Below are 21,331 nucleotides of genomic sequence, written 5' to 3' on the forward strand. Positions count from 1 at the left end.
GAGACCCGCCAAGGTGGAGTGCTCAGGTGCGCCGAAGAAGCCGAAGCCACCTCCCGCGTCGTGCCGGGACAGTCACTGAGACGTCCCCGTCCGAACGAGGTTCCCGATCAGCTCCGGCAAGCTTGATACCGGCATGGAAGGCAAGTACTTGCTGCTGGTCCTGGCCAAGGCCCGCCCGGTCCAACCAGCTCGCGATGCGCGCTCGCTGTCCCTCTGGAAGCGGCTCCCAGGTGGTTGCGGCACTGACGTCGAGCCAGTTTCTCAGACCGGTCCGACCGAGTCCCGACAGATGCGGGTCCGGGTCCGCGGCGCCGCGCAGGTCGGCTTCAACGCGGTGCCACCCGCCGGCAGCGCGAGCCAGGCGCCAGGCGGCACGTCGGCCCGACGGCATATCGGAGGACCACGCGGGCTCAGCGGCAGCAGGCGGCACGCCCAGGCGAGCCAGGGCTCGAGCCGCGGCGGTGCTGACCCGCGCACTCGGATCGACCAAGGCCGGCGTGAGCAGCTCCACCGCCTCAGCGCTGCTGGCGCGCGCTTCGACCGTGACGACGGCAGCAGCCCGGACCCGTCCGCTCGAATGCCGGAGTGCACTGACGGCGGCTTCGACGTCCTGCTCCCCGCCGAGGTCGGCCAAGCCGTCCAAACACGCGACAAGCACCCGCGGAGACGCGTTCTCGTCAGCGAGTGCGCGCCGGTAGAAGGCGGGGATGTCCCAGCCGCGCCGGCGCGCGCGCCAGCGTGCCTGTTCTCGAACCCGTGGCGCCCGATCGAGCAGGAGGCTGCCCAACGCACTGTCGCCAAGGATGGCCTCGGGCACGCGGGTCAGCCCGACAAGGCGCGCCTCGACGGACCTGGCACCAAGCAGGCGCGCCATCACACCTGGATCCGGTGCCTGCATGAGCCACTCGGCGCAGCTGGCTCGGATCCACTGGTCAGCGTCATCCTGGGCCGCCAGCACCAGCTGCTCGATCGTGAACAGGTCGCGCTCGTGGCCGAGCTGAAACGCCCAGCGACGCACCCGGCGCCGGTCGCTCTGTGCGAGCTGTGCCACCAGATCACTCAGTGGCACGTCGTCGAGAAGGGCACCGCTCGCCCTGTCGAGTGCCGCCGGGGAGTGCTGCCTGTTCACTCCCGCAAGGAGGACGTCGAAGACCGCCTCGGCGGTATCAGCGCGCAACAGATCTCGAAGCGACTCCCACGCCCGTTCCCGGACCGCTGGAACATGATCCAGCAGGCGTACAGCCAGGGCAGGCGCAGCGACTTCCCCGGGCATCGCACCCAGAACCCCTACGGCACGTTCCCGGAATCGGCCGTCCACGTGGAGGCTGGTGACGACGGCGACGAAGCCCGATGGCTCAGCAAGGGTCGTGCTCATCCATCCTCGAACCCCACTCACCGGGGTGCCGTCGCCATAGGTGGAAGCCCGGGCGCCCTGGTCGACGAGCAACCAGGAACGTCCGTCCAGCCGAGCCAGCACCGCGATGCCAGCGGCCCAGTCCGTAGTCACCTCGTCCGAGGCAGCGTCGGCGAGCTGCCGCGCGAGGGCTCGGGCCTCTGGCAGCGTCATCACAGACTCATTTTGTCTTGCGCGGCACTCGTGGGCTCACAGGTTTCAGCACTGGCCGAAGCGCAACGGCGTCGAGGCGCGCAACTGCGTGCTTGGTTGGGGCTTATTGGCGTCGATGGAAGCTGACCGAGCCGCTCGCGTCTCGGGTCATGTCGTAGGTGGTGTCGTGGGCGCGCATGTGGTGCCAGTGGCACAGGCCGATGGCGTTGGCCAGGTCGGTGCGTCCGCCCTTGGCCCACTCGATGAGGTGGTGGGCGTGGAGGCCGGTGGTCCGGTCGCAGCCCTCGGTCGCGCATTGGCCGTGTTGCCGCAGGGTGATCGCGATCCGTTGGGCCTGGGAGTGGAGCCGTTGTTCGCGGCCGAGATCGAGGATCTCGGACTTGCCGTTGAGGACGACGGGGAGGATCCCGGCCTCGCAGGCCAGCTGCCGGGCGAGGGCGGCGCTGATGCGGTCGCCGGTGTCGAGGATGGTCCCGGCCTGCTCCAGCCGCCCCAAGAGCGCGTCTTCGGGGATGGTGACGAGGAGGGTGGCGTTGAGGCCGCCGGTCTTGGGGAGCTTGTCCTTCGGGTAGCGCATGATCAGCTCGCTGAAGGCCTGTCCCATCTCCTCGGGTCCGGTCCCGGAGCCCTTCACCGCGTTCTGGTGCTTGGCCGCCATGGTCGCGAGGACGATCTTTGTGAACGCCGCCCCTTCGAGGGTGGGCATGACGCCTTGGTAGTGGGTCTTCCCGTGCCCGTCGTCCCAGATCCGCAGGTAGGTCGCCCTCAAGGCGGCTTGTTCTTGGCGGTCGAGGATCTCGGCCTCGTGGGCGTCGGCGCCGTCGGGGTCGATGACCTCCCACAACCGCCGCCCGAGCCGGTCCAAGGCTGTGGCGTCGTGCTCGGCCGCGAGGTCGAGCAGGTGCTGCTCCGCCTTGGTCTTCTGCTCGGCATTGGTCTCGTCGGGGAGGGTGTCGACCCAGCGGAGGATCACCCGGGCCTGGTCGCGACCGATCACCCCGGCAGCCAAGGCGGCTCGGGTGTACGGGTGGGCGTGGAGCTGCTTGCCGAGCTTCACGATCGCGTGCGCTGCCGCACGGGTGGTCCGGGTCTGGTTGGCCAGCCACACCGCGGTCGAGGACGAACCGCGGTCCTGCCCGACGTGCTGGTCGTCGGCGTGCCGGGCGAGGCGGGCCTCGAGCTCGGCGACCTGGGCCTTCAGTGACTGAAGCTCGACGAGCGCGTCCGCTGCTTCCTGGTCGGTCATCGACCATGCGGCAGTGTCGGCGACGGAGGCCAGATCAGCACTGGCGTGCGCGATCGCCACCGACACTCGGTGGGTGGGAGTCGCGCTCGTTGCCATGCCTCAACTCAAGCACTGGCCACCGACACTGAGATGCTCAGATCCGTTGTTTTGAACGGGATGTGGACAACTCTCGCGCCTCGATCATCGGGAGGGCTCAAGCCGCGGGGAGGGTGACGGTGAAGGTGGTGCCCTCGCCGAGGCGGGAGGCGACGTCGACCTTGCCGTCGTGGCGTTCGACGATGCTGGCGACGATGGTCAGCCCGAGGCCGGTGCCCTGCTCGCGGAGCGCGTCGGGGTTGGTGGTGCGGAAGAACGCCTTGAAGAGACCGCGCTGGTCCTCCTCGGAGATGCCGAGGCCGTCGTCGGCGACGCGGAGGACGACGTGGTCGCCGTGCCGGTCGGCGGAGATGTGGACGCCGCCGCCGGTGGGGGTGTACTTCACGGCGTTGCTGACCAGGTTGCCGACGAGCCGGTCGATCTCGGTCGGGTCGCCGGCGACGGTCAGCGGCTCGGCGGGCAGGTCGACGCCGAGCCGCACGCCCTTGACCTCGGCAGCGGAGTCGACCAGCGAGGCGACGTCGGTGACGACGTCGCGGACGTCGACGGCGATCCGCTCGAGCGGGTGCCCCGGGTCGCTGACCCGGGCGAGCAGCAGGAGGTCGTCGACCACCTTCTGCATCCGGACGGCTCCGCGGGTCATCGCCTGGTGGTGGGAGGCGACGGTGGGGTCGAGGTCGAGGGCACCGAGCAGCTCGAGGTTGCCGGCGATCACGGTCAGCGGCGTGCGCAGCTCGTGGGAGAGCGTCGCGACGAGGTGGCTGCGGTAGTCGTCGAGCTGCTGCAGCTCGGAGACGGCGAGCCGCTCCCGCTCCAGCGACCGGGCCGTCATCAGCGCGGCGCCGAGGTCGTGCCCGATCTGGATCGCCGAGTCGATCTCGACGGCCGACCAGGGCGGGTCGCCGACGAACCGGGAGAGCGCCAGAAAGCCGATGCACTCCGGACCCGCACCGAGCGCGACCGCCAGCGCCGTGTCGACCTCCATGGCCTCCAGCTCGCGGTGCACCGACTCCGGGATCTCCGGCGAGACGCCGACCTCCACGATCATCGCCCGCTGCTCGGCCCACAGGACCGGCGCGAGCGTGTGCGCGACCTCGACCGCCTCGTCGGAGAGCACGATCATGTCGCCGCTCCCCTTGCGGGCGTAGGCAACGCCCCGCGGATCGAGCACCTGGAGCCACGAGCCCCCCGCCTGGAAGCCGTCGACCAGGGGCCGGTGGGTGTGCTCGAGGACCGCGTCGAGGGAGACGTGCGCCGGTCGCGACGCCATCCGGATCATCCGGCGCGCGGCCTCGGCGTGTGCGATCTGCTCGACCATCTGCTCGCGCTCGATGGTGGTGAGGACGGCGCGCTCGGCCTGCGCGGCGTACCGCTCGAAGAGGCTGCGCTGCCGCGCGTCGGGCAGCCGACCCGTGACCGGCTTGTCGACCGAGATGATCCCGATGACCTCGCCGGCGTCGTCGCGCAGGATCGCCAGGAGGGCGTCCATCGGGTTCCACCCGTCGGGCCCGACGGCCTCGTCCTGCTCGAACCGGACCCAGTGCCCCTCGAGGTCCTGGGTGGTGCCCGCGGGCAGGTAGCGCAGTCGCGGTCCCCACTCCTCGGCGCGGGCCATGATGGGCTCGATGAGCGAGACCGGGTCGGGCCGGGAGAGGTACTCGCGGTGCTCCTCGGGCCCGTAGTAGGCCACCGTCACCAGCTGGTCGCCCATGACGACGGACAGCACGGAGTACTCGAAGCCGATCATCTCTCCGACCGACTCGGCCATCAGCTGCAGCACCGCGCGCGCGGAGGAGTCCGACCACCCGGCGCGGTCCGGGTCACCGGGTCGAGACGGTGGCTGCTCCTGCACGCGACCGAGTATGCAGGTCGACGCCCGCGACCGACGTGAACTCATGCGAAGTCTCGGCTATATGATCCCGCGGACCAGGAGGTTCGGATGCCACGTCCCTCTCGGACGGGGCCGTCCGTCCGCCCCATCGCGCACCGGTCGTTGGTCGATCGGGTCACCGACGAGCTTCACCGATCGATCCTGAACGGCGATCTGCCGCCGGACGGCGCCGTCTCCATCGTCGAGCTCTGTGAGCTCTTCGAGGTCAGCCACATCCCGGTTCGCGAGGCCCTGCGACGCCTCGAGCGGGAGGGACTGATCCACCTCCGCCCCGCACGGTCGGCCGTCGTCGCGGCACTGACCACGGACGACCTGGACCAGACGTACCGGCTGCTCGAGGTCGTCGAGGGCGATCTGATCATGCGGGCGGTGCCCGCGATGACCGACGACAGGCTCGAGCGCATCCGCCGGAGCCTCGCCGACCTGACCGAGCTCGACACGGCCGGCATCGAGACCGCGGCCCGCGCCGATGCCCACCGTGCCCTCCACCTCGCCTTCGTCGCCGACGTCGCCGGAGAGGTCGACCGCCGTGTGCTCGAGATGCTGTGGTACTCGGCGGACCGCTACGAGCACGTCCTCGCCGCGGCGCCCGAGTCGCGGTACGCCGAGGACCGCACGCTCGTGGAGCTGGCCCGCGCGGGTGACCCCGAGCGGCTGCGGACCGCTTGGATCGCCCACCTCCGCGACAGGTCCGCCGCTGTCCGCGAGGCCCTCCCCAGCGACTAGACCCGCCGGTGGGCGCGGCCGCCGAAGTGCAGGTACGTCGGGGTGCCGGCCGCATCGGCCGGGTCGAAGAAGACCGCGAGCAGCGCGCTGTCGGCGATCGGCAGCTCGAGCAGGAACGAGTCGTCGCGCTCCACCGGAACCAGCGGCAGCCGCTCCATCGGGGGCAGGCTCTGCATCTCGGCCGCGGCGTGCGAGGCGGTGATGGTCGCGACGAGCGCGCCGTCCGCCTCCTCGATCCGGAAGACCAGGCCGGAGCGCTCGTAGGTGCCGACGAACCGAGCCGGGTCGGCGACCACGAGGGAGTCCAGCGGCTCCGGGTCCTGCCGGGGCGTGACGCCGAGCCGCTCCTCGAAGAGCCAGGCGGCGAGCTCGCGGTACATCGACAGCGCGCTCTCGACGTTGGTCTGCAGGCAGAAGCCGAAGCGCTGCTCGGGGGCGACCCGCATGAAGGCGTTCTGGCCGAGCGAGTTGCCGTCATGGCCGATCACCGCGACGTCGCCGAAGTGGTCGAGGATCCAGCCGAGGCCCCAGGCCTCGCCGAGGACGGTGTCGTCGACGAGGGAGATCTGCGGCTGCTGCGCGGCGGCCACGAGGTCGGCGGAGAGCAGTCGGGTGCCGTCGGCGGCGACGCCGCCGTCGAGATGCAGCCGTGCGAAGCGGAGCACGTCGCCGGCGCTCGCGACCAGCGAGGCACCCATCGGGCCGCAGGAGCGGAAGAGCCCCCAGGGCTCGCTGACCCGCAGGCCGTCCGGGTTCTCGGGGTCGGGCTCGTGGCCGACGGAGTTGGGGTGCGGGATGACCTCCTCGGGGAAGACCACCGAGTGCTGGAGGCCCAGGGGCGCGAGCAGCCGCTCCTTCATCGCGGTCTCGAAGACCGTCTCCCCCACGACCTCGACCAGGCGGCCGAGGATCGAGAAGCCGCTGTTGCTGTAGCTCCAGATCGTGCCGGGCTCCGCGATCTGCGGCAGGTCGACGATCTCTTTCATGTAGCGCGGCAGCGCGTCGTCGCCACGACCGGTGTCGATGAAGACGTCACCGTCGAAGCCGCTGGCGTGGCGCAGCAGGTCGCGCACGGTGACGGTGTCGCGAGCCTCCGCGTCTCGGACCTCGAAGTCGGGGAGGTACTTCTTCACCGGCTGGTCGAGGTCGATGAGCCCCTGGTCGACGAGCATCAGCACGAGCGTCGCCGTGTAGAGCTTGCCGATCGAGCCGGGGAGGAAGAGCGCGTCGGTGGTGACCGGCGACCCGGTGCGGATGCTGAGCACCCCCGCGGCCACCTCGGTGATCTCGTCGCCGTCGAGGACCGCGAGCTGGGCGCCCGGGACGTGGTGCTGCTCGATGAGCTCGGCGAGCTTCGCCGCGAGCTCGGACTGGGTGAACGACACGATGCCTCCGATTCGCCGTACCTACACTGTAGGTAAGTAGTAACCTACACCGTAGGTAGACCTGTCAAGAGGCGAGGCGGAGATGGCGGCACTGACCCGGGAGCGGATCCTGCAGACCGCCGTGCGCCTGGCCGACCGCGACGGCCCGGACGCCGTCACGCTGCGCAAGATCGCGGCCGAGCTCGGCGTCCACGTGACCTCGCTCTACAACCACGTCCCGACCCGCGAGGCCGTCACCGACGGCATCGTCGAGCTGCTGCTCGACGAGGCGAAGCTGCCCACGGGCCCGGTGCCGTGGGACGAGTGGGTACGGCGGTACGTCGAGGGCATCGGCGAGATCGCAGCCACCCACCCAGGCGCCTTCCACGCCCTCGGCCAGCGTCCCGTCCAGGGGGCCCGGGCGGCCGCCTCCTTCGAGATCGCGCTCGCGGCCTTCGCCGAGGCCGGCTTCAGCGCCGCGGACGGCTTCGCGGCGCTCAAGGCGGCGTCGTACCTCGCCCTGATGATCGGCATGGAGCGCAGCATGGTCGCGCGCGGGCAGGTGCTCGAGACCCAGCTCGACGCGCTGCCCGAGGAGTCGTTCCCGATGGTCCGCTCAGTGGCGGCCGACGTCTCGGACTACGAGTACGTCTGGTCCTTCGGCGTCGAGACGCTGGTTGCCGGGCTCCGCGCTCAGCTCGGCCCGAAATGACGCCGACCCGGCAGAAGTGAGCGAGCCTGCGAGCTCGCCATCCAGAACTTCTGCCGGGTCAGCGATCAACTTGTGCCGGGTCAGCGGGTGGCGGTGCCCTCGGTGTAGTCCGAGTCGTGGCTCTTCACCCAGGCCATCAGCTTGCGCAGCTCGCGGCCGGTCGACTCGATCGGGTGCTGCTCGCCCTTCTTGCGCAGCTCGGTGAACTCCGGCGAGCCGGCGTCCATGTCGTCGATGAAGCGCTTGGCGAACGCGCCGTTCTTGATGTCGGCGAGCACGTCCTCCATGTTCTTCTTCACGTCGGGCGTGATGACCCGCGGGCCGGAGACGTAGTCACCGAACTCGGCGGTGTCGGAGACCGACCAGCGCTGCTTGGCGATGCCGCCCTCGTACATGAGGTCGACGATCAGCTTGAGCTCGTGGAGGCACTCGAAGTAGGCGACCTCGGGCTGGTAGCCGGCCTCGGTGAGGACCTCGAAGCCGTACATGACCAGCTGCGAGGCGCCACCGCAGAGGACGGCCTGCTCGCCGAACAGGTCGGTCTCGGTCTCCTCGGTGAAGGTGGTCTTGATGCCGCCGGCACGCAGGCCGCCGATGCCCTTGGCGTAGGACAGCGCGAGCGGCCAGGCGTTGCCCGACTCGTCCTTCTCGACGGCGACGAGGACCGGGACGCCGCGGCCGTCGACGTACTCACGACGGACCAGGTGGCCGGGGCCCTTCGGGGCGACCATGAAGACGTCGACGCCGGCCGGCGGGGTGATGTAGCCGAAGCGGATGTTGAAGCCGTGGCCGAAGACGAGGGTGTCGCCCTCGGCGAGGTTGGGCTCGATCTCCTCGGCGTAGAGCTTCCGCTGGTGCTGGTCGGGGGCGAGGATCACGATGACGTCGGCCTCCTCGGCAGCCTCCGCCGGGGTGACGACGCGCAGGCCCTCGGCCTCGGCCTTGGCGCGGCTCTTCGAGCCGGGCTGGAGGCCGATGCGGACGTCGACGCCCGAGTCGCGCAGGGACAGCGCGTGGGCGTGGCCCTGGCTGCCGTAGCCGATGACCGCCACGTTCTTGCCCTGGATCAGGGACAGGTCGGCGTCGTCGTCGTAGAACATCTCAGCCACTGGGGCTTCTCCTTCGTTGTTGTTTCGCTTGGTACGTCGGGGGGCGCCGTCAGCCAGCGGCCGGCGGTGCGGGGATGGCGACCGGGCGCAGGCTGCGCTCGGAGATGGACCGGGAGCCGCGACCGATCGCGACCATCCCGGACTGGACGAGCTCGCGGATCCCGAAGGGCTCGAGCACGCGGAGCAGGTCGGCCAGCTTGTCGGCGTTGCCGACGGCCTGGATGGTGACCGCGTCGGGGGCGATGTCGACGACCTTGGCCCGGAAGAGCTGGACGGCGTCGAGCACCTGGCCGCGCGACTCCACGTCGGCCTTGACCTTGACCAGGATCAGCTCCCGGTTGACCGAGGCGCCGCCGTCGAGCTCGACGATCTTGATGACCTCGACGAGCTTGTTGAGCTGCTTGGTCACCTGCTCGAGCGGGGACTCCTCGACGTCGACCACGATGGTCATCCGGGAGACCTCGGCGTGCTCGGTCGGACCGACCGCGAGCGAGTCGATGTTGAAGCCGCGGCGGCTGAAGAGACCGGCGATGCGGGCCAGGACGCCGGGCTTGTTCTCGACCAGCACCGACAGGGTGTGCTTGGTGTTGACCGTCGCGGTCATGCGCGGAGCTCCACATCTGCGTCGTCGTCGAACTTGGGGGCGAGGTCGCGGGCGTACTTGATCTCGTCGTTGCTGGTGCCGGCGGCGACCATCGGCCACACCATCGCGTCGCGGTGGACCCGGAAGTCCACGACCACCGGGACGTCGTTGATCTCCATCGCCTTCGCGATCGTCGAGTCGACGTCGTCCGGGCTGTCGCAGGAGAGGCCGACGCAGCCGTAGGCGTCCGCGAGCTTGACGAAGTCGGGGATCCGCTTGGAGTGCAGGTCGGTGTTGGAGTAGCGCTCGTTGTAGAAGAGCGACTGCCACTGCCGGACCATGCCGAGCGACTCGTTGTTGATGATCGCGACCTTGATCGGGATGTCGTTGATCGCGCAGGTGGCCAGCTCCTGGTTGGTCATCTGGAAGCAGCCGTCGCCGTCGATCGCCCAGACCGTGTCGTCCGGCCGGCCGACCTTGGCGCCCATCGCGGCCGGGACGGCGAAGCCCATGGTGCCGAGGCCACCGGAGTTGATCCAGGTGTTGGGCCGCTCGTAGCCGACGAACTGCGCGGCCCACATCTGGTGCTGACCCACCCCGGCGCAGTAGACCGACTCGGGGCCGGCGATCGCGCCGAGCCGCTCGAGGACGTACTGCGGGGCGAGGCTGCCGTCGGTCGGCTTGTCGTAGCCGAGCGCGTAGGTCTTCTTGATGCCCGCGACGAACTGCACCCAGCCCTCGTAGTCACCGGTGTGGCCGGCGTCCGCCTCGGCCTTGAGCGCCACGACCAGGTCGCTGATCACCTCGCGGCAGTCGCCGACGATCGGGACGTCGACCGCGCGGTTCTTGCCGATCTCGGCCGGGTCGATGTCGGCGTGGATGACCTTCGCGCCGGGCGCGAACGAGTCGAGGTTGCCGGTCACCCGGTCGTCGAAGCGCGCACCGAGGCTGATGATCAGGTCGGACTTCTGGAGGCTGGCGACCGCGGCGACCGTGCCGTGCATGCCCGGCATGCCGAGGTGCTGCGGGTGGCTGTCGGGGAACGCGCCCCGCGCCATCAGCGTCGTCACCACCGGGATGCCGGTGAGCTCGGCCAGCACCCGCAGCTCCTGAGCGGCACGCGCCCGGATCACGCCGCCGCCGACGTACAGGACCGGGCGCCGGGACTCGAGGATGAGCCGGGCGGCCTCGCGGATCTGCTTGGAGTGCGGCCGGGTCACCGGGCGGTAGCCGGGCAGGTTGAGCTCGGTGGGCCAGGCGTACGACGTCATCGACTGCAGCGCGGACTTCGCGACGTCGACGAGCACCGGGCCCGGGCGGCCGGTGGAGGCGATGTAGAAGGCCTCGGCGACGGTCCGCGGGATCTCGGCCGGGTCGGTGACCAGGAAGTTGTGCTTGGTGATCGGCATCGTGATGCCGCGGATGTCGGCCTCCTGGAAGGCGTCGGTGCCGATCATGCTGGCGCCGACCTGGCCGGTGACGGCCACCATCGGGACGGAGTCCATGTGGGCGTCGGCCAGCGGGGTGACCAGGTTGGTCGCGCCCGGGCCGGAGGTCGCCATGCAGACGCCGACGCGGCCGGTGGCCGAGGCGTAGCCCTGCGCGGCGTGGCCCGCACCCTGCTCGTGGCGTACGAGGATGTGCCGGATCGAGGAGTCCATGAGGGGGTCGTACGCCGGGAGGATCGCGCCGCCCGGGATGCCGAAGATCTCGGTGGTGCCTGCTGCCTCCAGCGACCTGATCAGGCTCTGTGCGCCCGTCATCTGCTCGCTCATCGATCCTCTGTCCTGTCTCGTTGCCTGCCGTGCCCTGCTGATGGTTTCAGCCCAACAAAAAACCCCTCGGCCCGGCTGGTGGGCGGCGAGGGGTGACGTGCGTGCGGAGTCTGCCGACTCAGCTCACACGTCGCGTGCGTACAAGAATGTCCTGGCGCATGGGCTCACCGTAGCCGCCCGGGCCTCCCGCCCGCACCCGAGTGTGACAGGCGTCCCAACATATGGGACGCCAGTCTCAGCCCGTGGAGGGCTCGCGGCCGTCGGCGGTGCAGACGCAGACCTTGTTGCCGTGGGCGTCGGCGAGCACCCAGAACGCCGGCACGGCGTCCTCGCTGACCAGCGTGCCGCCCGCCGCGACCGCCGCCGCGACCCGCTCCTCGGCGACCTCGCGCGGGACCACGATGTCGAGGTGGAAGCGCTGCTGCACCTCCCCCGTGGCGTCGGGCGCCTCCTGGAACCACAGCGTGTTGTTGCGGCCTCCGGGGTCCATGATCTCCGGCCACTCGTGGGGCTGCTCGTAGCCGAGCACGGCCGCCCAGAAGGGCTGCACCGCGGCGGCGTCCGGGACGTCGAGCGCGAGCTCGAGCGTCGAGACCTCGCGGGGCGCGGACTCGATGCCGAGCTCCGCGGCGATCGCGGAGATCCGTCGAGCGAGCGCGACGTCGCGGCTGGTGACGCCGCCGACGTCGTGGCTCTGCAGGTCGATGTCGACCTGGGGGTAGGTGAGCACCACGTCCGGGTGGTGATCGGCCTCCTCCGCCGCCTCGGTGATCCGGGTGACCAGCTCCAGCCCCTTCACGAAGCTCCCCGTCTTGAAGCGGGCGTGCAGCTTCACGAGGAAGAACCGCCAGTCGTCGAGGCCCTCCTCCCTCACCTGGGGGTAGCGCAGCTTCTGCTTCGGGTCGCTCACGGGATCACCATCTGTCCGATGTCCTGGGGGTTGTAGGCGATCTCCCAGCGATAGCCGTCGGGGTCGCCGAAGTAGCCGGAGTAGCCGCCCCAGTCGCGCTGCTCGCCGTCGTGCACCGGGTCGGCACCCGCCGCCCGGGCCGTCGCCAGCACCTCGTCGACCTCCTCAGTGGTCGCGAGGTTGTGGGAGAGGGTGATCGGCACGATCCCCGCCCCGCGGCGGATCGTCCCGACCTCCGCCTCGAAGCCGGCCTCCGCCCAGAACGACAGCACGAGGTGCTCCCCCGCCTTGATCATCAGCACCTCGCCCGGCACGAAGAGCTCGGGCGTCCAGCCCAGGCCGTCGACGTAGAAGGCCCGCGTGGCGTCGAGGTCGGCCACGGCGAGCGTGATGAAGCTGATCCGCTGGTCCATCTCATGCACTCTGGCACAGTCCGCCGACAGCCGCCCCCGGCGATCTCCGGTGGTTGAGGTGCGAAGGCGCTCTGGCGCCCTGGCGCCTCGAAACCCCCGGAACTGTCCCTAGCGTCCCTGTCCGTCTCATCTGGCGTGGCGACGAAAGACAGTCAGAGAAGTATGTGGTCACCGTTCGCTGTGGTCACCCGAAGCGATTTCCAGCTGCCTCCCGGCTTCGCCGTTCGCTCGGGTCGACCGTGGTGGCCCGGACCGAAGCACAGACATGGCTGTGGCCCCACCGGGTCCTTTCCGTCGGCCGGTGGGGTGGGGTCAGCGGGTTCGTCGTCGCTTGTGGGTGAGGTCGACGAGGTAGTGCTTGCCGGATGGTGAGGTCCATTCGAACCGGGTGCGGCCGAGTCTCCGGTAGGTCCAGTGGCCGAACGTCTTGAGGCGGTGGTGGTACCTGCACAGGGGGGCGAGGTTCCAGGAGGTGGTCTTGCCGCCGTGGGCGTAGGCGGTGATGTGGTCGAGGTCGCAGCCGCGGGCGTTCTTCGCGCAGCCGGGAAAGACGCAGGTGGGGCAGGTCAGGATCGCCTGCTCGCGCTGCTGGGCGGACGGTTCGTAGCGGTCGACGGAGAGTTCGGCGTCGAGCTCGAGGACGGGCTTGATGGTGACCTTGGTGCCGGCGAGCTGGCACCAGCCGGCGATCTGCTCGATGGTGGTGTGCCCGAGCCGGCCGTGGCGGCCCTCGATGTCGAGGATGTCGTGGATCTGGTCGGGCTCGTGGTGGGTGTAGACCACGACCTCACGCGACACGGCATCGCCGGTGGCGCCGAGTCGGCCGGCGGCCATCGCGCGGCGGATGTCGAGGTCGAGCTCGGGGTGGGCCTCGCCGAGGAGGGCGGCGCCGGTCTTGAGCCGGGCTTCCAGCGCCAGGGCGTCGGGGTAGTCCAGGAGCCCGGAGACGGGCACGAGGCCGCCGTTCAACGCGGCGGCGTCGAGGCGGACCTCGAGGTGCTGTTGCTGCCACCGGTCGAGACGCTCCATCTCCTCGTGCTCGTCGTCGACGCGTGCGGCGGCTGCGGCGACGGTCTTCTCGATCTGGGCGTAGGTGCAGGTCCCGATCACCGGCACCAGGGCGGCGTCGACTTCCGCGGCGGCGCCGGGTGGGAGGCGGCGGGTCTGTTCGGTGACCCGCCGCAGCTTCCACACCGCAACGTCACCGGCCATCACCTTCGACCAGAGGCGCGGGAGGCGGTAGTGGGCTTCGAGGGCGGCGCCGATGAGCGCCCTTCCTTGGTAGGTGGACAGTCCGCAGGCGGTGGCGAACTCCGCGATCGCGAACTCCGACATCCCGGGCGCACCCTCACCGGCCAACGTGGCGGGCTGGTCGGCGTACATGATCAGGTCGCCGAGCTCGTCGACGACGGCGTCGGTGACCGGCGCGGGGTGGGCCTGCGCCCAGCGCAAGGCGAGGGACAACCGCTCGGCCTCCGCCATGAGAGCGACCCGGGTCTGTTCCGCAGCAGCATCCAGCAGCACCGACGGTGAGGTCGGTGCGGTAGGAGTCTGCGTGGCGGCCATATCTGATTCTACATCGAATCGAACGGGTGTTCTAGTTCGATTCGAGCTTCTTTCTGGGTTCTTGGGCCCGGGCCACAGCGGTCGACCCGAGCCAACGTCGAAGCCGGGCGGCGGCTGGAAATCGCTCCCGGGTGACCACAGCGGACGGTGACCACGTATTTCTCGAACTGTCTTTCGTCACCCACGCCGGAGGACGCGCACAGGAACGCTGGGGACAGTTCCGGGGTTTCGAGGCACGGCCCTAGCGGGCCTCGCACCTCAACCAGCGGAGGAGCGTGAGTCCGAGAGAACGACCTGGCATGTCGAGAACGCGCATCCGGCACCGTCCCTGGGGTAGACCGGCAGGACGACCTCAGGAGGACCCATGCCCACGATCCACCGCTTCGACCACATCGGCGTCACCGTCAGCGACCTCGACACCGCCGTCGACTTCTTCGTCTGGCTGGGGTTGGAGGTCGAGGGGCGGACGTTCGTGGAGGGCGAGTTCCTCGACACCGTCTGCGGCATCCCCGGCGCGCGGTGCGAGGTGGTGATGCTGGTGCCGCCGGGGGGTGGGACGAAGCTCGAGCTGGCGACGTTCGTGCGACCGGAGCACGTGCCGGGCTCGCCGGACGCGATGGCCAACGAGATCGGGCTGCGCAACGTGTGCTTCCAGGTCGACGACCTCCCGGGCGTGGTCGACGCGCTCGCGACGAAGGGCTACGGGCTCGTCGGTGGGATCGGCGAGCACGAGGGCACCTGGCGGATGGCCTACGTGCGCGGGCCTGAGGGGATCATCGTGTCGCTGGCCGAGCAGATCGGGCAGGAGGGCTGAGCGGCGTCAGCTGCCGGCCGTCGGCGTCGAAGTTGGCGGGGTCGAGCCAGGCCTCGTGGGCGGCGCGTACGGCGGGCCACTCGGTGTCGGTGATCGAGAACCAGTCGGTGTCGCGGTTGCGTCCCTTGGTGACCAGGTGGTGCCGGAAGCGGCCCTCGTAGCTGAAGCCGAGGCGCGTGGCGGCGCGACGGGAGGGCTCGTTGAGCGAGTCGCACTTCCACTCGAAGCGGCGGTAGCCGAGCTCGTCGAAGGCGTGGCGCAAGGCCAGGTGGACGGCCTCCGTAGCGGCGGTCGTGCGCTGGAGCGCGTGGGAGTGGAGGACTCCGGCGACCTCGACCTGGCCGTGGGCCGGCTCGATCCGCATGAACGAGAGCATCCCCTGCGGCGCGGCGCCGGCCGGGACGATCGCGAACGTCTCCCAGTCCGGCGGCGCGAGGGTCGCCTCGACCAGCGCCGCCATGGCGGGTACGTCGGCGGGCGGCTCGGTCGGCCGGTAGGTCCAGAGGTCGTGGTCGCCGGGGCCGCACAGCGCGGCGTGCAGGTCGGCCGCGTGGTCGACGGAGAGCGGCTCGAGCGCGACGTACCGGCCCTCGAGGCGGGTCGCCACCGGCCACGGTCGCGGGGTCCACTCCGGGACCACGTCACCGACCGGTTGGCCGAAGGCATTGGTCGAGGGCATGCCCGAACCCTAGGTTGGCTCCATGACCGAGCGCGCGGGTATTGATCCGACCATCACCCCCAGCGGCACCGGCTGCGTCGAGTGCGACGCGGCGGGCGGGTGGTGGGTGCACCTGCGCCGCTGCACGCAGTGCGGCCACGTCGGCTGCTGCGACACCTCACCGGCGCAGCACGCGACCGCGCACTGGCGCGCGACCGGCCACCCGATCATCACCAGCTACGAGCCCGGCGAGGACTGGTTCTGGGACTTCACCACCGAGAGCGGCTTCGTCGGTCCGACGCTGCCGGACCCGCAGTGCCACCCCGAGGACCAGCCGACGCCCGGGCCGGCGGGCCGGGTCCCGACGGACTGGCGCGACCACATCCACTGACCGGCGACGCCTGACGCTCATGCGAGCGTCTGGGTGATCTCCCGCCGGTCACCGTCGACCACGACCCGCGCGAGCGCGCCGTTGACGAGCGGGAGGTACGGCGCGACGTGCCCGCACTCCACGTCGAGCACGATCGGGATGCCGAGGTCCCCGAGCGCGTCCGCGACGGCGCCGGCCTGGGTCAGGTCGGGGGCGTCCGGCGCGGAGGTGCGGCCGATCAGCACCGCGTTGGCGTGCGTGAACCAGCCCGCGTAGCGCAGCGCGTGCAGGGTGCGCGCGATCGTGTAGGCGTTGTCCTCGCAGGCCTCGAGGTAGACGACCAGGCCCTCGTCGGCGTGGTCTCGCCCGAACCTCGCCACGTCGCCGTACGGCGTGGCCGCGACCGGGCCGACGGTCTCGATGCAGCCACCGATCAGCCGCCCGGTCACGTCGACCTGCTGGTCGCCGAGCGTGCGCCAGGTGCCGGTCGACTCGAGCGTGAAGCGGCTGACGCCCGGCTCGGCGACGTAGTCGTCCCACCCGGCCGCCCGGTAGCGGCCCGGGCTGGTCTGGGTGAAGGGGCCCGGCCCGGACGCGAGGTCGGTCCAGTGCAGCAGGCCCTCGGGCGCGGCGTACGGCGTGTCCATGAGGTTCGATCCGTGCAGGGTCGCCCAGCCCAGCCGGAGCGAGATCGGCAGCATCAGCGTGGTGAGGTCGCTGAAGCCGACCAGCCAGGTGGGCTCGGCGTCCGCGAGCTGCTCCCAGCCGAGCCGGTCGAGCAGGTCGATCGCGAGCTCGCCGCCCCACGGCGGCACGACCCCGCGGATCGTCGGGTCGGCCAGCATCGCGGTCAGCTCGGCGGCGCGCTTCTCCTTCGGCGCCGACACCACGCCGTCGATGCCGAGGCAGTCGCCGAGGACCACCTCGTAGCCGCGCTCCTCGAGCGACCGCACCGCGGCCTCGAGCCGTGGCCGGTAGGACGGCTGCACGCCGCTCGACGGCGCCGTGACGCCGATCCGGTCGCCGGGCTGGAGTGGAGCAGGGCTCCGCAGCATCGGGAGGGGCATGAGGGTCAGGCTGTCATCCGCTCGAGGGAGTCGCGAACCGATTCCAGGCCGGCCCGCACCTCGGCGTACGACGTCGACAGCGGCGAGAGCCCGATCCGCAGGCCGTGGGGGTCGCGGTAGTCCGGGATCACGTCGCGCTCCCACAGGTCCGCGGTCACCTCGCGCATCAGCGGGTGGTTGAGGGTCACGTGGCCGCCGCGCAGCTCGGGGTCGCGGGGCGAGGCGACCACGACGCCGTACGCCGCGAGCAGGTCGTCGGCCAGGTCGATCGCGTGGGACGTCAGCCCGACCGACTTGGCGCGGACCGCGTCCATCCCGGCGCCCTCGACGAGCTCGAGCATGTCCTGGAGGGCGAGCATCCCGAGGATCGGCGGGGTGCCCGAGCAGAAGCGCCGGATGCCGGCGGCGGGGGCGTACGACGGGCCCATGAGGAAGGGGTCGACCGAGCCGAGCCAGCCCTGGATCGGCTGGGTGAGCTCGTCGAGGTGCCGCTCGGCGACGTAGCAGAACGCCGGCGACCCGGGTCCGCCGTTGAGGTACTTGTAGGTGCAGCCGACCGCCAGGTCGACGCCCCAGTCGTCGAGCGTGAGCGGCACGGACCCGGCCGAGTGGCACAGGTCCCAGAGCACGAGTGCCCCGGCTTCGTGGGCGATCCGGGTGAGCTCGCGGGCGTCGGCGAGCCACGCGGAGCGGTAGGCCACGTGCGAGACGACGACGAGCGCGGTCTGCGGCCCGACGGCCTCGGCCAGCAGCTCCGGGGTGACGCCGGCGGTGGGGTCGACCTCGATCCAGCGCAGGGTGAGCCCGCACTCGCGGGCGACCCCGTCGGCGACGTACCGGTCCGTCGGGAAGTTGTCCCGGTCGAGCACGATCTCGGTGCGGCCGGGGCGGGCGGCGACGGCCGCACGCATGAGCTTGTAGAGCAGCACGGTCGTCGAGTCGCCGATGGTGGTCTGCCCGGGCGCGGCGCCCAGCACGACGCGGGCGAGGTCGTCGCCGATCCGCTGCGGGAGATCGAGCCAGCGCTCGTCCCAGCCGCGGATCAGCCGGCCGCCCCACTCCTCCTCGACGAAGCGGGCCAGCCGCGGCCCGGTCACCGCGAGCGGCCGGCCGAGGGAGTTGCCGTCGAAGTACACGAGCCCGCTCGCGGCGCCCACGAAGTGGTCGCGGTACGCCGCGAGCGGGTCGGTGTGGTCGAGCTGGCCGACGTCCTCGGTGGTCACCCGAGGTTGTCTACCAGACCCGGCGCGCAGTGGTTCAGCAACGGCGCAGGGCCACGGCCTTCGTGACGGCGTGCGGGGCGACCGGCGGCGGCGGGGCGACGACCGAGACGGAGAAGTCCTCGTCGTAGGTGAGCCCGTCGAGGTCGGTCGCGCGGACCGTCACGGTGTAGGTGCCGATGCTCAGCGCGTCGGTGTTCGCCCAGAGCGCGGGCCCGCCGCAGCCGAAGACGTCGAAGGCGCCGTCCGGCGCCGGGACGTCGTCCTGGTCGACGGCACCGACGATGCTGAAGGTGACCTCGTCGTCCGCGTCCTGGTCGACCGCCGACAGGTCGCCGACGGGGTTCCAGCCGCTGTGGGCCTCGACCGAGGTCGCGTCGACGAGCGAGATGTCCGTCGGAGCCTCGTTGACGTCGTCGAGGTGGATCGTGAAGGACCCCTCGATCCAGGCGCCGTTGCTGTCGGTCGCGCGGATGGTGACCGGGAAGCTGTGCGGCGCGTCCTCGTAGTCCAGGTCGTACACGGACTTCAGCACGCCGGCGGAGGTGATGGTGAAGTAGCCGGCCGGGATCCGGCACAGCGACCGACGGGTCGAGGACGAGAGGCAGGCGCTGGTCAGCGTGTAGGTGACGCCCACGCCGTCGGCGACGGCGTTGCCGACGACGGCGTTCGTGCCGGCGTTCTCGTCGAACGAGTCGTGGGTGAGCCGCAGGTCGGTCGGGCCCTCCGAGACGTCGATCGCGTGGACCGTCAGCTCCTTGCTGACGGTCGCGCCGTGGGAGTCGGTCGCCTGCACCCGGATCTGGTAGGTCGGGTGGGTCTCGAAGTCGAGGGCGACGAAGGTCGTCAGCTGGTCCCCGTCGATCGCGAAGTAGCCGTTGTCGGTGGAGCCGGCGCCGTCGACGAGCGCGAACGTCGCCGTGTCGCCGGCGTCGGGGTCGACGGCGGAGAGCGTGCCGACGGTGAGGTCGGTCTGCCCCTCGGCCACGGAGTCCGGGCTCAGCTGGACGTCGGTCGGCGCCTCGTTGACGTCGGCGACGGTGATCGTGAAGTCCTTCTCGACCGTGTCGCCGGACTTGGCGACCGCCTGGACGCGCAGGCTGCGGGTCGCGGCCGCCTCGTGGTCGAGCGGCGCGGCCGTGACCAGCCGGTCGCCGGCGATCGCGAAGGCGGCGGCGTTCCCGTTGGAGAGGCCGGACAGGATCTTGTAGGTGTAGGCGCGTGGCGGCGTGTTGGGGTCGACCGTCGACAGGGTCCCGACGGTGGTGCCGGCGGGCTGGTTCTCGTCGACGGTGGTGCCCGAGAGCAGCAGGTCCGTGGGCGGCTGGTCGGCGACGTCGCGGACGTCGATCTCGAACCGGCCGTCGCGCGTGCGCCCGGTCTTGTCGGTCACGCGCACGCGGACCGAGAGCTCGGGAGCGGTCTCGAAGTCGAGGGCGCCGGCGACCTCGAGGCGCTTGCCCCGGATCCGGAAGAGGTCGTTGTCGTCGTCCCCGGCGCCGGTGACCAGCGAGAAGACGTGGCGGTAGCCCCGGTCGGGGTCGAACGACGTGAGCTTGCCGACCAGGGTGCCGCGGGCGGCGTCCTCGGCGACGCTGGAGCCGCTGAGCGAGATCTTGCCGGGGCGGTGGTGCACGGGCTGGGCGGCGGTGGCCGGGGCCGTGGCCCCGACGAGGAGTCCGCCGACGACGGCGGCGGAGCAGACGGAGGTGAGCAGGGCGCGCATGAGGTCCTCAGGGGTGGGTGTGGTGGCGCTTGACCCCGTTCCGATCGGCGCCTGTCCGAAATCCCTGAGGACCGGTCTGGTCAGGCCGGCTCGGGGCGCGGTGCCGTCATCTCCCGGACCGCGGCGTAGCGCTCACGCACCTGCGGCGTCGGGTCGACCCGGGTCTCGACCACGCCCTCCAGCGGCCATGCCGGCGGCTCGGCCGCGCCGGTGAGCACCCAGGCGGCCTGGCGGGCGGCGCCGCGCGCGACGTACTCCCCCGGCTCCGGCACGGTGACCGGCAGGCCGAGGACCGCCGAGGCGATCTCGCGGACCGCGGCCGAGCGGGCCGCACCACCGACGAGGATGATCCGCTCGATCGGGGTGCCGAGGGCGCGCACCGCGTCGACGGCGTCGGCGAGCCCGCAGATCATGCCCTCGACGGCGGCGCGGGCGAGGTACGCCGGGGTGGACGTCTCGAGCCGCAGGCCGTGGATCGCACCGGTCGCTTCGGGCTTGTTGGGGGTCCGCTCGCCCTCGAGGTAGGGCACCAGCGCCATGCCGCCGGCGCCCGCGGGCGCGGCGAGGGCGAGGTCGGACAGCTCGGCGTGCGTGACGCCGAGCATCCGCGCCGCCGCGTCGAGCACGCGGGCGGCGTTGAGGGTGGCGACGAGCGGCAGGTACCGGCCGGTCGCGTCCGCGAAGCCCGCGACCGCGCCGGTCACGTCGCCGACCGGCTGGTCCGCGACGGCGCAGGCCACGCCGGAGGTGCCGATCGAGACGACCACGTCGCCGGAGACGGCGCCGAGCCCGAGGGCGGCGGCCGCGTTGTCGCCGGTGCCGGCACCGAGCGGCGCACCGCTCGGAAGGGACAGGCCGGACTCGGCCGGGCCGAGCACCCGCGGCAGCACGACGTCGTGGCCGAGGCCGAGCTCGAGCAGGTCGCGGCGGTAGTCCTCGGTGAGCGGCGACCAGTAGCCGGTGCCGCTGGCATCGCCGCGGTCGGTGACGAGCGTGTCGAGGGAGGTGCCGCCGGCGAGCTTCCAGGTCAGCCAGTCGTGCGGCAGGCACACCGCCGCCGTACGCCGGGCGCTGTCGGGCTCGTGGTCGCGCAGCCACCGCAGCTTGGTGACGGTGAAGGACGCGACCGGCACGAGGCCGACGGCGTCGACCCACGCCTGCGGGCCACCGAGCTCGTCGATGAGGTCGAGGGCGGCCCGGGCGGAGCGGGTGTCGTTCCACAGCAGCGCCGGGCGGACGACCTCGCCGGCCTCGTCGAGGCAGACCATGCCGTGCTGCTGGCCACCGACCGCCACGGCCGCGACGTCGTCGAGCCCGCCGGCGGCCGCGATCGCCGCCTGGAGCGCCTCCCACCAGGCGTCGGGGTGGACCTCGGTGCCCTCCGGGTGCGGTGCCGAGCCGCTGCGCACGAGCGCGCCGGTCTCGGCGTCGCAGACGACGACCTTGCAGGACTGGGTGGAGGAGTCGATCCCCGCGACGAGAGCCACGGCCAGACCCTAGTACCGCCGTGACCCCCGT

General features: G+C 71.4%; 19 protein-coding genes. 4 read left to right on the forward strand and 15 right to left on the reverse strand.

Features of this window, described 5'->3' with window-relative positions:
- Positions 1-22 precede the first annotated feature (22 nt).
- From K8U61_RS03360 to K8U61_RS25340, 3 genes are all read right to left on the reverse strand, one after another.
- Positions 23-1,567, reverse strand: coding sequence for a HEAT repeat domain-containing protein (locus K8U61_RS03360; RefSeq protein ID WP_224121548.1), 1,545 nt, complete (start codon positions 1,565-1,567; stop codon positions 23-25).
- Positions 1,568-1,670: 103 nt separating this feature from the next.
- A complete protein-coding gene (locus K8U61_RS03365) occupies positions 1,671-2,813 on the reverse strand; it encodes an HNH endonuclease (RefSeq protein WP_224121549.1) in 1,143 nt (380 codons plus the stop codon).
- Between the two features lie 193 nt (positions 2,814-3,006).
- Positions 3,007-4,761 carry a sensor histidine kinase gene (locus tag K8U61_RS25340; protein ID WP_224121550.1) on the reverse strand — a complete coding sequence of 585 codons (1,755 nt, stop codon included), beginning with the start codon at positions 4,759-4,761 and terminating at the stop codon, positions 3,007-3,009.
- An 87-nt stretch (positions 4,762-4,848) separates the two neighbouring features.
- On the opposite strand from K8U61_RS25340, the gene K8U61_RS03375 reads away from it, so the two are divergent.
- Positions 4,849-5,526 carry a GntR family transcriptional regulator gene (locus K8U61_RS03375; protein WP_224121551.1) on the forward strand — a complete coding sequence of 226 codons (678 nt, stop codon included), beginning with the start codon at positions 4,849-4,851 and terminating at the stop codon, positions 5,524-5,526.
- Here K8U61_RS03375 and K8U61_RS03380 read toward each other — a convergent pair.
- Entirely contained in the window at positions 5,523-6,911 is a 1,389-nt protein-coding gene (locus K8U61_RS03380) for a serine hydrolase domain-containing protein (protein WP_224121552.1), read from the reverse strand. The genes K8U61_RS03375 and K8U61_RS03380 overlap by 4 nt on opposite strands.
- 82 nt (positions 6,912-6,993) lie before the next feature.
- Here K8U61_RS03380 and K8U61_RS03385 point away from each other — a divergent pair, with 82 nt between their 5' ends.
- Entirely contained in the window at positions 6,994-7,602 is a 609-nt protein-coding gene (locus tag K8U61_RS03385) for a TetR family transcriptional regulator (RefSeq protein WP_224121553.1), read from the forward strand.
- Positions 7,603-7,682: 80 nt separating this feature from the next.
- Here the strand turns inward: K8U61_RS03385 and ilvC are convergent, their stop codons facing one another.
- The 6 genes from ilvC to K8U61_RS03415 form a co-directional block, all read right to left on the reverse strand.
- Positions 7,683-8,711, reverse strand: a complete 1,029-nt coding sequence (gene ilvC / locus K8U61_RS03390) for a ketol-acid reductoisomerase (RefSeq protein ID WP_308043083.1) — start codon at positions 8,709-8,711, stop codon at positions 7,683-7,685.
- Positions 8,712-8,760: 49 nt separating this feature from the next.
- A complete protein-coding gene (gene ilvN, locus K8U61_RS03395; protein ID WP_224121554.1) occupies positions 8,761-9,315 on the reverse strand; it encodes an acetolactate synthase small subunit in 555 nt (184 codons plus the stop codon).
- Positions 9,312-11,069, reverse strand: coding sequence for an acetolactate synthase large subunit (locus K8U61_RS03400; RefSeq protein ID WP_372454172.1), 1,758 nt, complete (start codon positions 11,067-11,069; stop codon positions 9,312-9,314). The genes ilvN and K8U61_RS03400 overlap by 4 nt, the downstream gene beginning before the upstream one ends.
- A gap of 235 nt (positions 11,070-11,304) precedes the next feature.
- On the reverse strand, positions 11,305-11,979 hold the full coding sequence (locus K8U61_RS03405) for a 4a-hydroxytetrahydrobiopterin dehydratase (RefSeq protein ID WP_224121555.1): 675 nt from the start codon (positions 11,977-11,979) through the stop codon (positions 11,305-11,307).
- Entirely contained in the window at positions 11,976-12,392 is a 417-nt protein-coding gene (locus K8U61_RS03410; RefSeq protein WP_224121556.1) for a VOC family protein, read from the reverse strand. The genes K8U61_RS03405 and K8U61_RS03410 overlap by 4 nt, the downstream gene beginning before the upstream one ends.
- A gap of 312 nt (positions 12,393-12,704) precedes the next feature.
- Positions 12,705-13,958, reverse strand: a complete 1,254-nt coding sequence (locus K8U61_RS03415; RefSeq protein WP_224121557.1) for an HNH endonuclease signature motif containing protein — start codon at positions 13,956-13,958, stop codon at positions 12,705-12,707.
- Positions 13,959-14,322: 364 nt separating this feature from the next.
- Here K8U61_RS03415 and K8U61_RS03420 point away from each other — a divergent pair, with 364 nt between their 5' ends.
- Positions 14,323-14,772, forward strand: coding sequence for a VOC family protein (locus K8U61_RS03420; protein ID WP_224121558.1), 450 nt, complete (start codon positions 14,323-14,325; stop codon positions 14,770-14,772).
- On the opposite strand, the gene K8U61_RS03425 is transcribed toward K8U61_RS03420, so the two are convergent.
- Positions 14,732-15,451: a GNAT family N-acetyltransferase gene (locus K8U61_RS03425; protein WP_224121559.1), complete on the reverse strand. Its 720-nt coding sequence runs from the start codon at positions 15,449-15,451 to the stop codon at positions 14,732-14,734. The genes K8U61_RS03420 and K8U61_RS03425 overlap by 41 nt on opposite strands.
- 22 nt (positions 15,452-15,473) lie before the next feature.
- Between K8U61_RS03425 and K8U61_RS03430 the strand changes: the two genes are divergently transcribed.
- Positions 15,474-15,821 (forward strand): UBP-type zinc finger domain-containing protein, encoded by a 348-nt coding sequence (locus tag K8U61_RS03430; RefSeq protein ID WP_224121560.1) that lies wholly within the window; start codon positions 15,474-15,476, stop codon positions 15,819-15,821.
- A gap of 17 nt (positions 15,822-15,838) precedes the next feature.
- On the opposite strand, the gene K8U61_RS03435 is transcribed toward K8U61_RS03430, so the two are convergent.
- From K8U61_RS03435 to xylB, 4 genes are all read right to left on the reverse strand, one after another.
- Complete coding sequence (locus K8U61_RS03435) at positions 15,839-16,867, reverse strand: S66 family peptidase (RefSeq protein ID WP_224121561.1); 1,029 nt, start codon at positions 16,865-16,867, stop codon at positions 15,839-15,841.
- A gap of 5 nt (positions 16,868-16,872) precedes the next feature.
- On the reverse strand, positions 16,873-18,090 hold the full coding sequence (locus tag K8U61_RS03440; RefSeq protein ID WP_224121562.1) for a kynureninase: 1,218 nt from the start codon (positions 18,088-18,090) through the stop codon (positions 16,873-16,875).
- Between the two features lie 34 nt (positions 18,091-18,124).
- Positions 18,125-19,813, reverse strand: a complete 1,689-nt coding sequence (locus K8U61_RS03445) for a cadherin repeat domain-containing protein (RefSeq protein ID WP_224121563.1) — start codon at positions 19,811-19,813, stop codon at positions 18,125-18,127.
- Positions 19,814-19,893: 80 nt separating this feature from the next.
- Complete coding sequence (gene xylB / locus K8U61_RS03450; RefSeq protein ID WP_224121564.1) at positions 19,894-21,300, reverse strand: xylulokinase; 1,407 nt, start codon at positions 21,298-21,300, stop codon at positions 19,894-19,896.
- Positions 21,301-21,331 lie beyond the last annotated feature (31 nt).

The sequence above is a fragment of the Nocardioides mangrovi genome, from assembly GCF_020073815.1.
In the GTDB taxonomy this organism is placed as follows: Bacteria; Actinomycetota; Actinomycetes; order Propionibacteriales; family Nocardioidaceae; genus Nocardioides; species Nocardioides mangrovi.

What these genes read in the sequence shown, in the direction of transcription:
- K8U61_RS03400 (WP_372454172.1), bottom strand. Translation starts at nt 11,069, where the DNA reads ATGAGCGAGCAGATGACGGGCGCACAGAGCCTGATCAGGTCGCTGGAG.
- K8U61_RS03375 (WP_224121551.1), top strand. Translation starts at nt 4,849, where the DNA reads ATGCCACGTCCCTCTCGGACGGGGCCGTCCGTCCGCCCCATCGCGCAC.
- K8U61_RS03445 (WP_224121563.1), bottom strand. Translation starts at nt 19,813, where the DNA reads ATGCGCGCCCTGCTCACCTCCGTCTGCTCCGCCGCCGTCGTCGGCGGA.
- K8U61_RS03425 (WP_224121559.1), bottom strand. Translation starts at nt 15,451, where the DNA reads ATGCCCTCGACCAATGCCTTCGGCCAACCGGTCGGTGACGTGGTCCCG.
- K8U61_RS03430 (WP_224121560.1), top strand. Translation starts at nt 15,474, where the DNA reads ATGACCGAGCGCGCGGGTATTGATCCGACCATCACCCCCAGCGGCACC.
- ilvN (WP_224121554.1), bottom strand. Translation starts at nt 9,315, where the DNA reads ATGACCGCGACGGTCAACACCAAGCACACCCTGTCGGTGCTGGTCGAG.
- K8U61_RS03385 (WP_224121553.1), top strand. Translation starts at nt 6,994, where the DNA reads ATGGCGGCACTGACCCGGGAGCGGATCCTGCAGACCGCCGTGCGCCTG.
- K8U61_RS03410 (WP_224121556.1), bottom strand. Translation starts at nt 12,392, where the DNA reads ATGGACCAGCGGATCAGCTTCATCACGCTCGCCGTGGCCGACCTCGAC.
- K8U61_RS03435 (WP_224121561.1), bottom strand. Translation starts at nt 16,867, where the DNA reads ATGCCCCTCCCGATGCTGCGGAGCCCTGCTCCACTCCAGCCCGGCGAC.
- K8U61_RS03415 (WP_224121557.1), bottom strand. Translation starts at nt 13,958, where the DNA reads ATGGCCGCCACGCAGACTCCTACCGCACCGACCTCACCGTCGGTGCTG.
- K8U61_RS03365 (WP_224121549.1), bottom strand. Translation starts at nt 2,813, where the DNA reads ATGACCGACCAGGAAGCAGCGGACGCGCTCGTCGAGCTTCAGTCACTG.
- K8U61_RS03360 (WP_224121548.1), bottom strand. Translation starts at nt 1,567, where the DNA reads ATGACGCTGCCAGAGGCCCGAGCCCTCGCGCGGCAGCTCGCCGACGCT.
- K8U61_RS03420 (WP_224121558.1), top strand. Translation starts at nt 14,323, where the DNA reads ATGCCCACGATCCACCGCTTCGACCACATCGGCGTCACCGTCAGCGAC.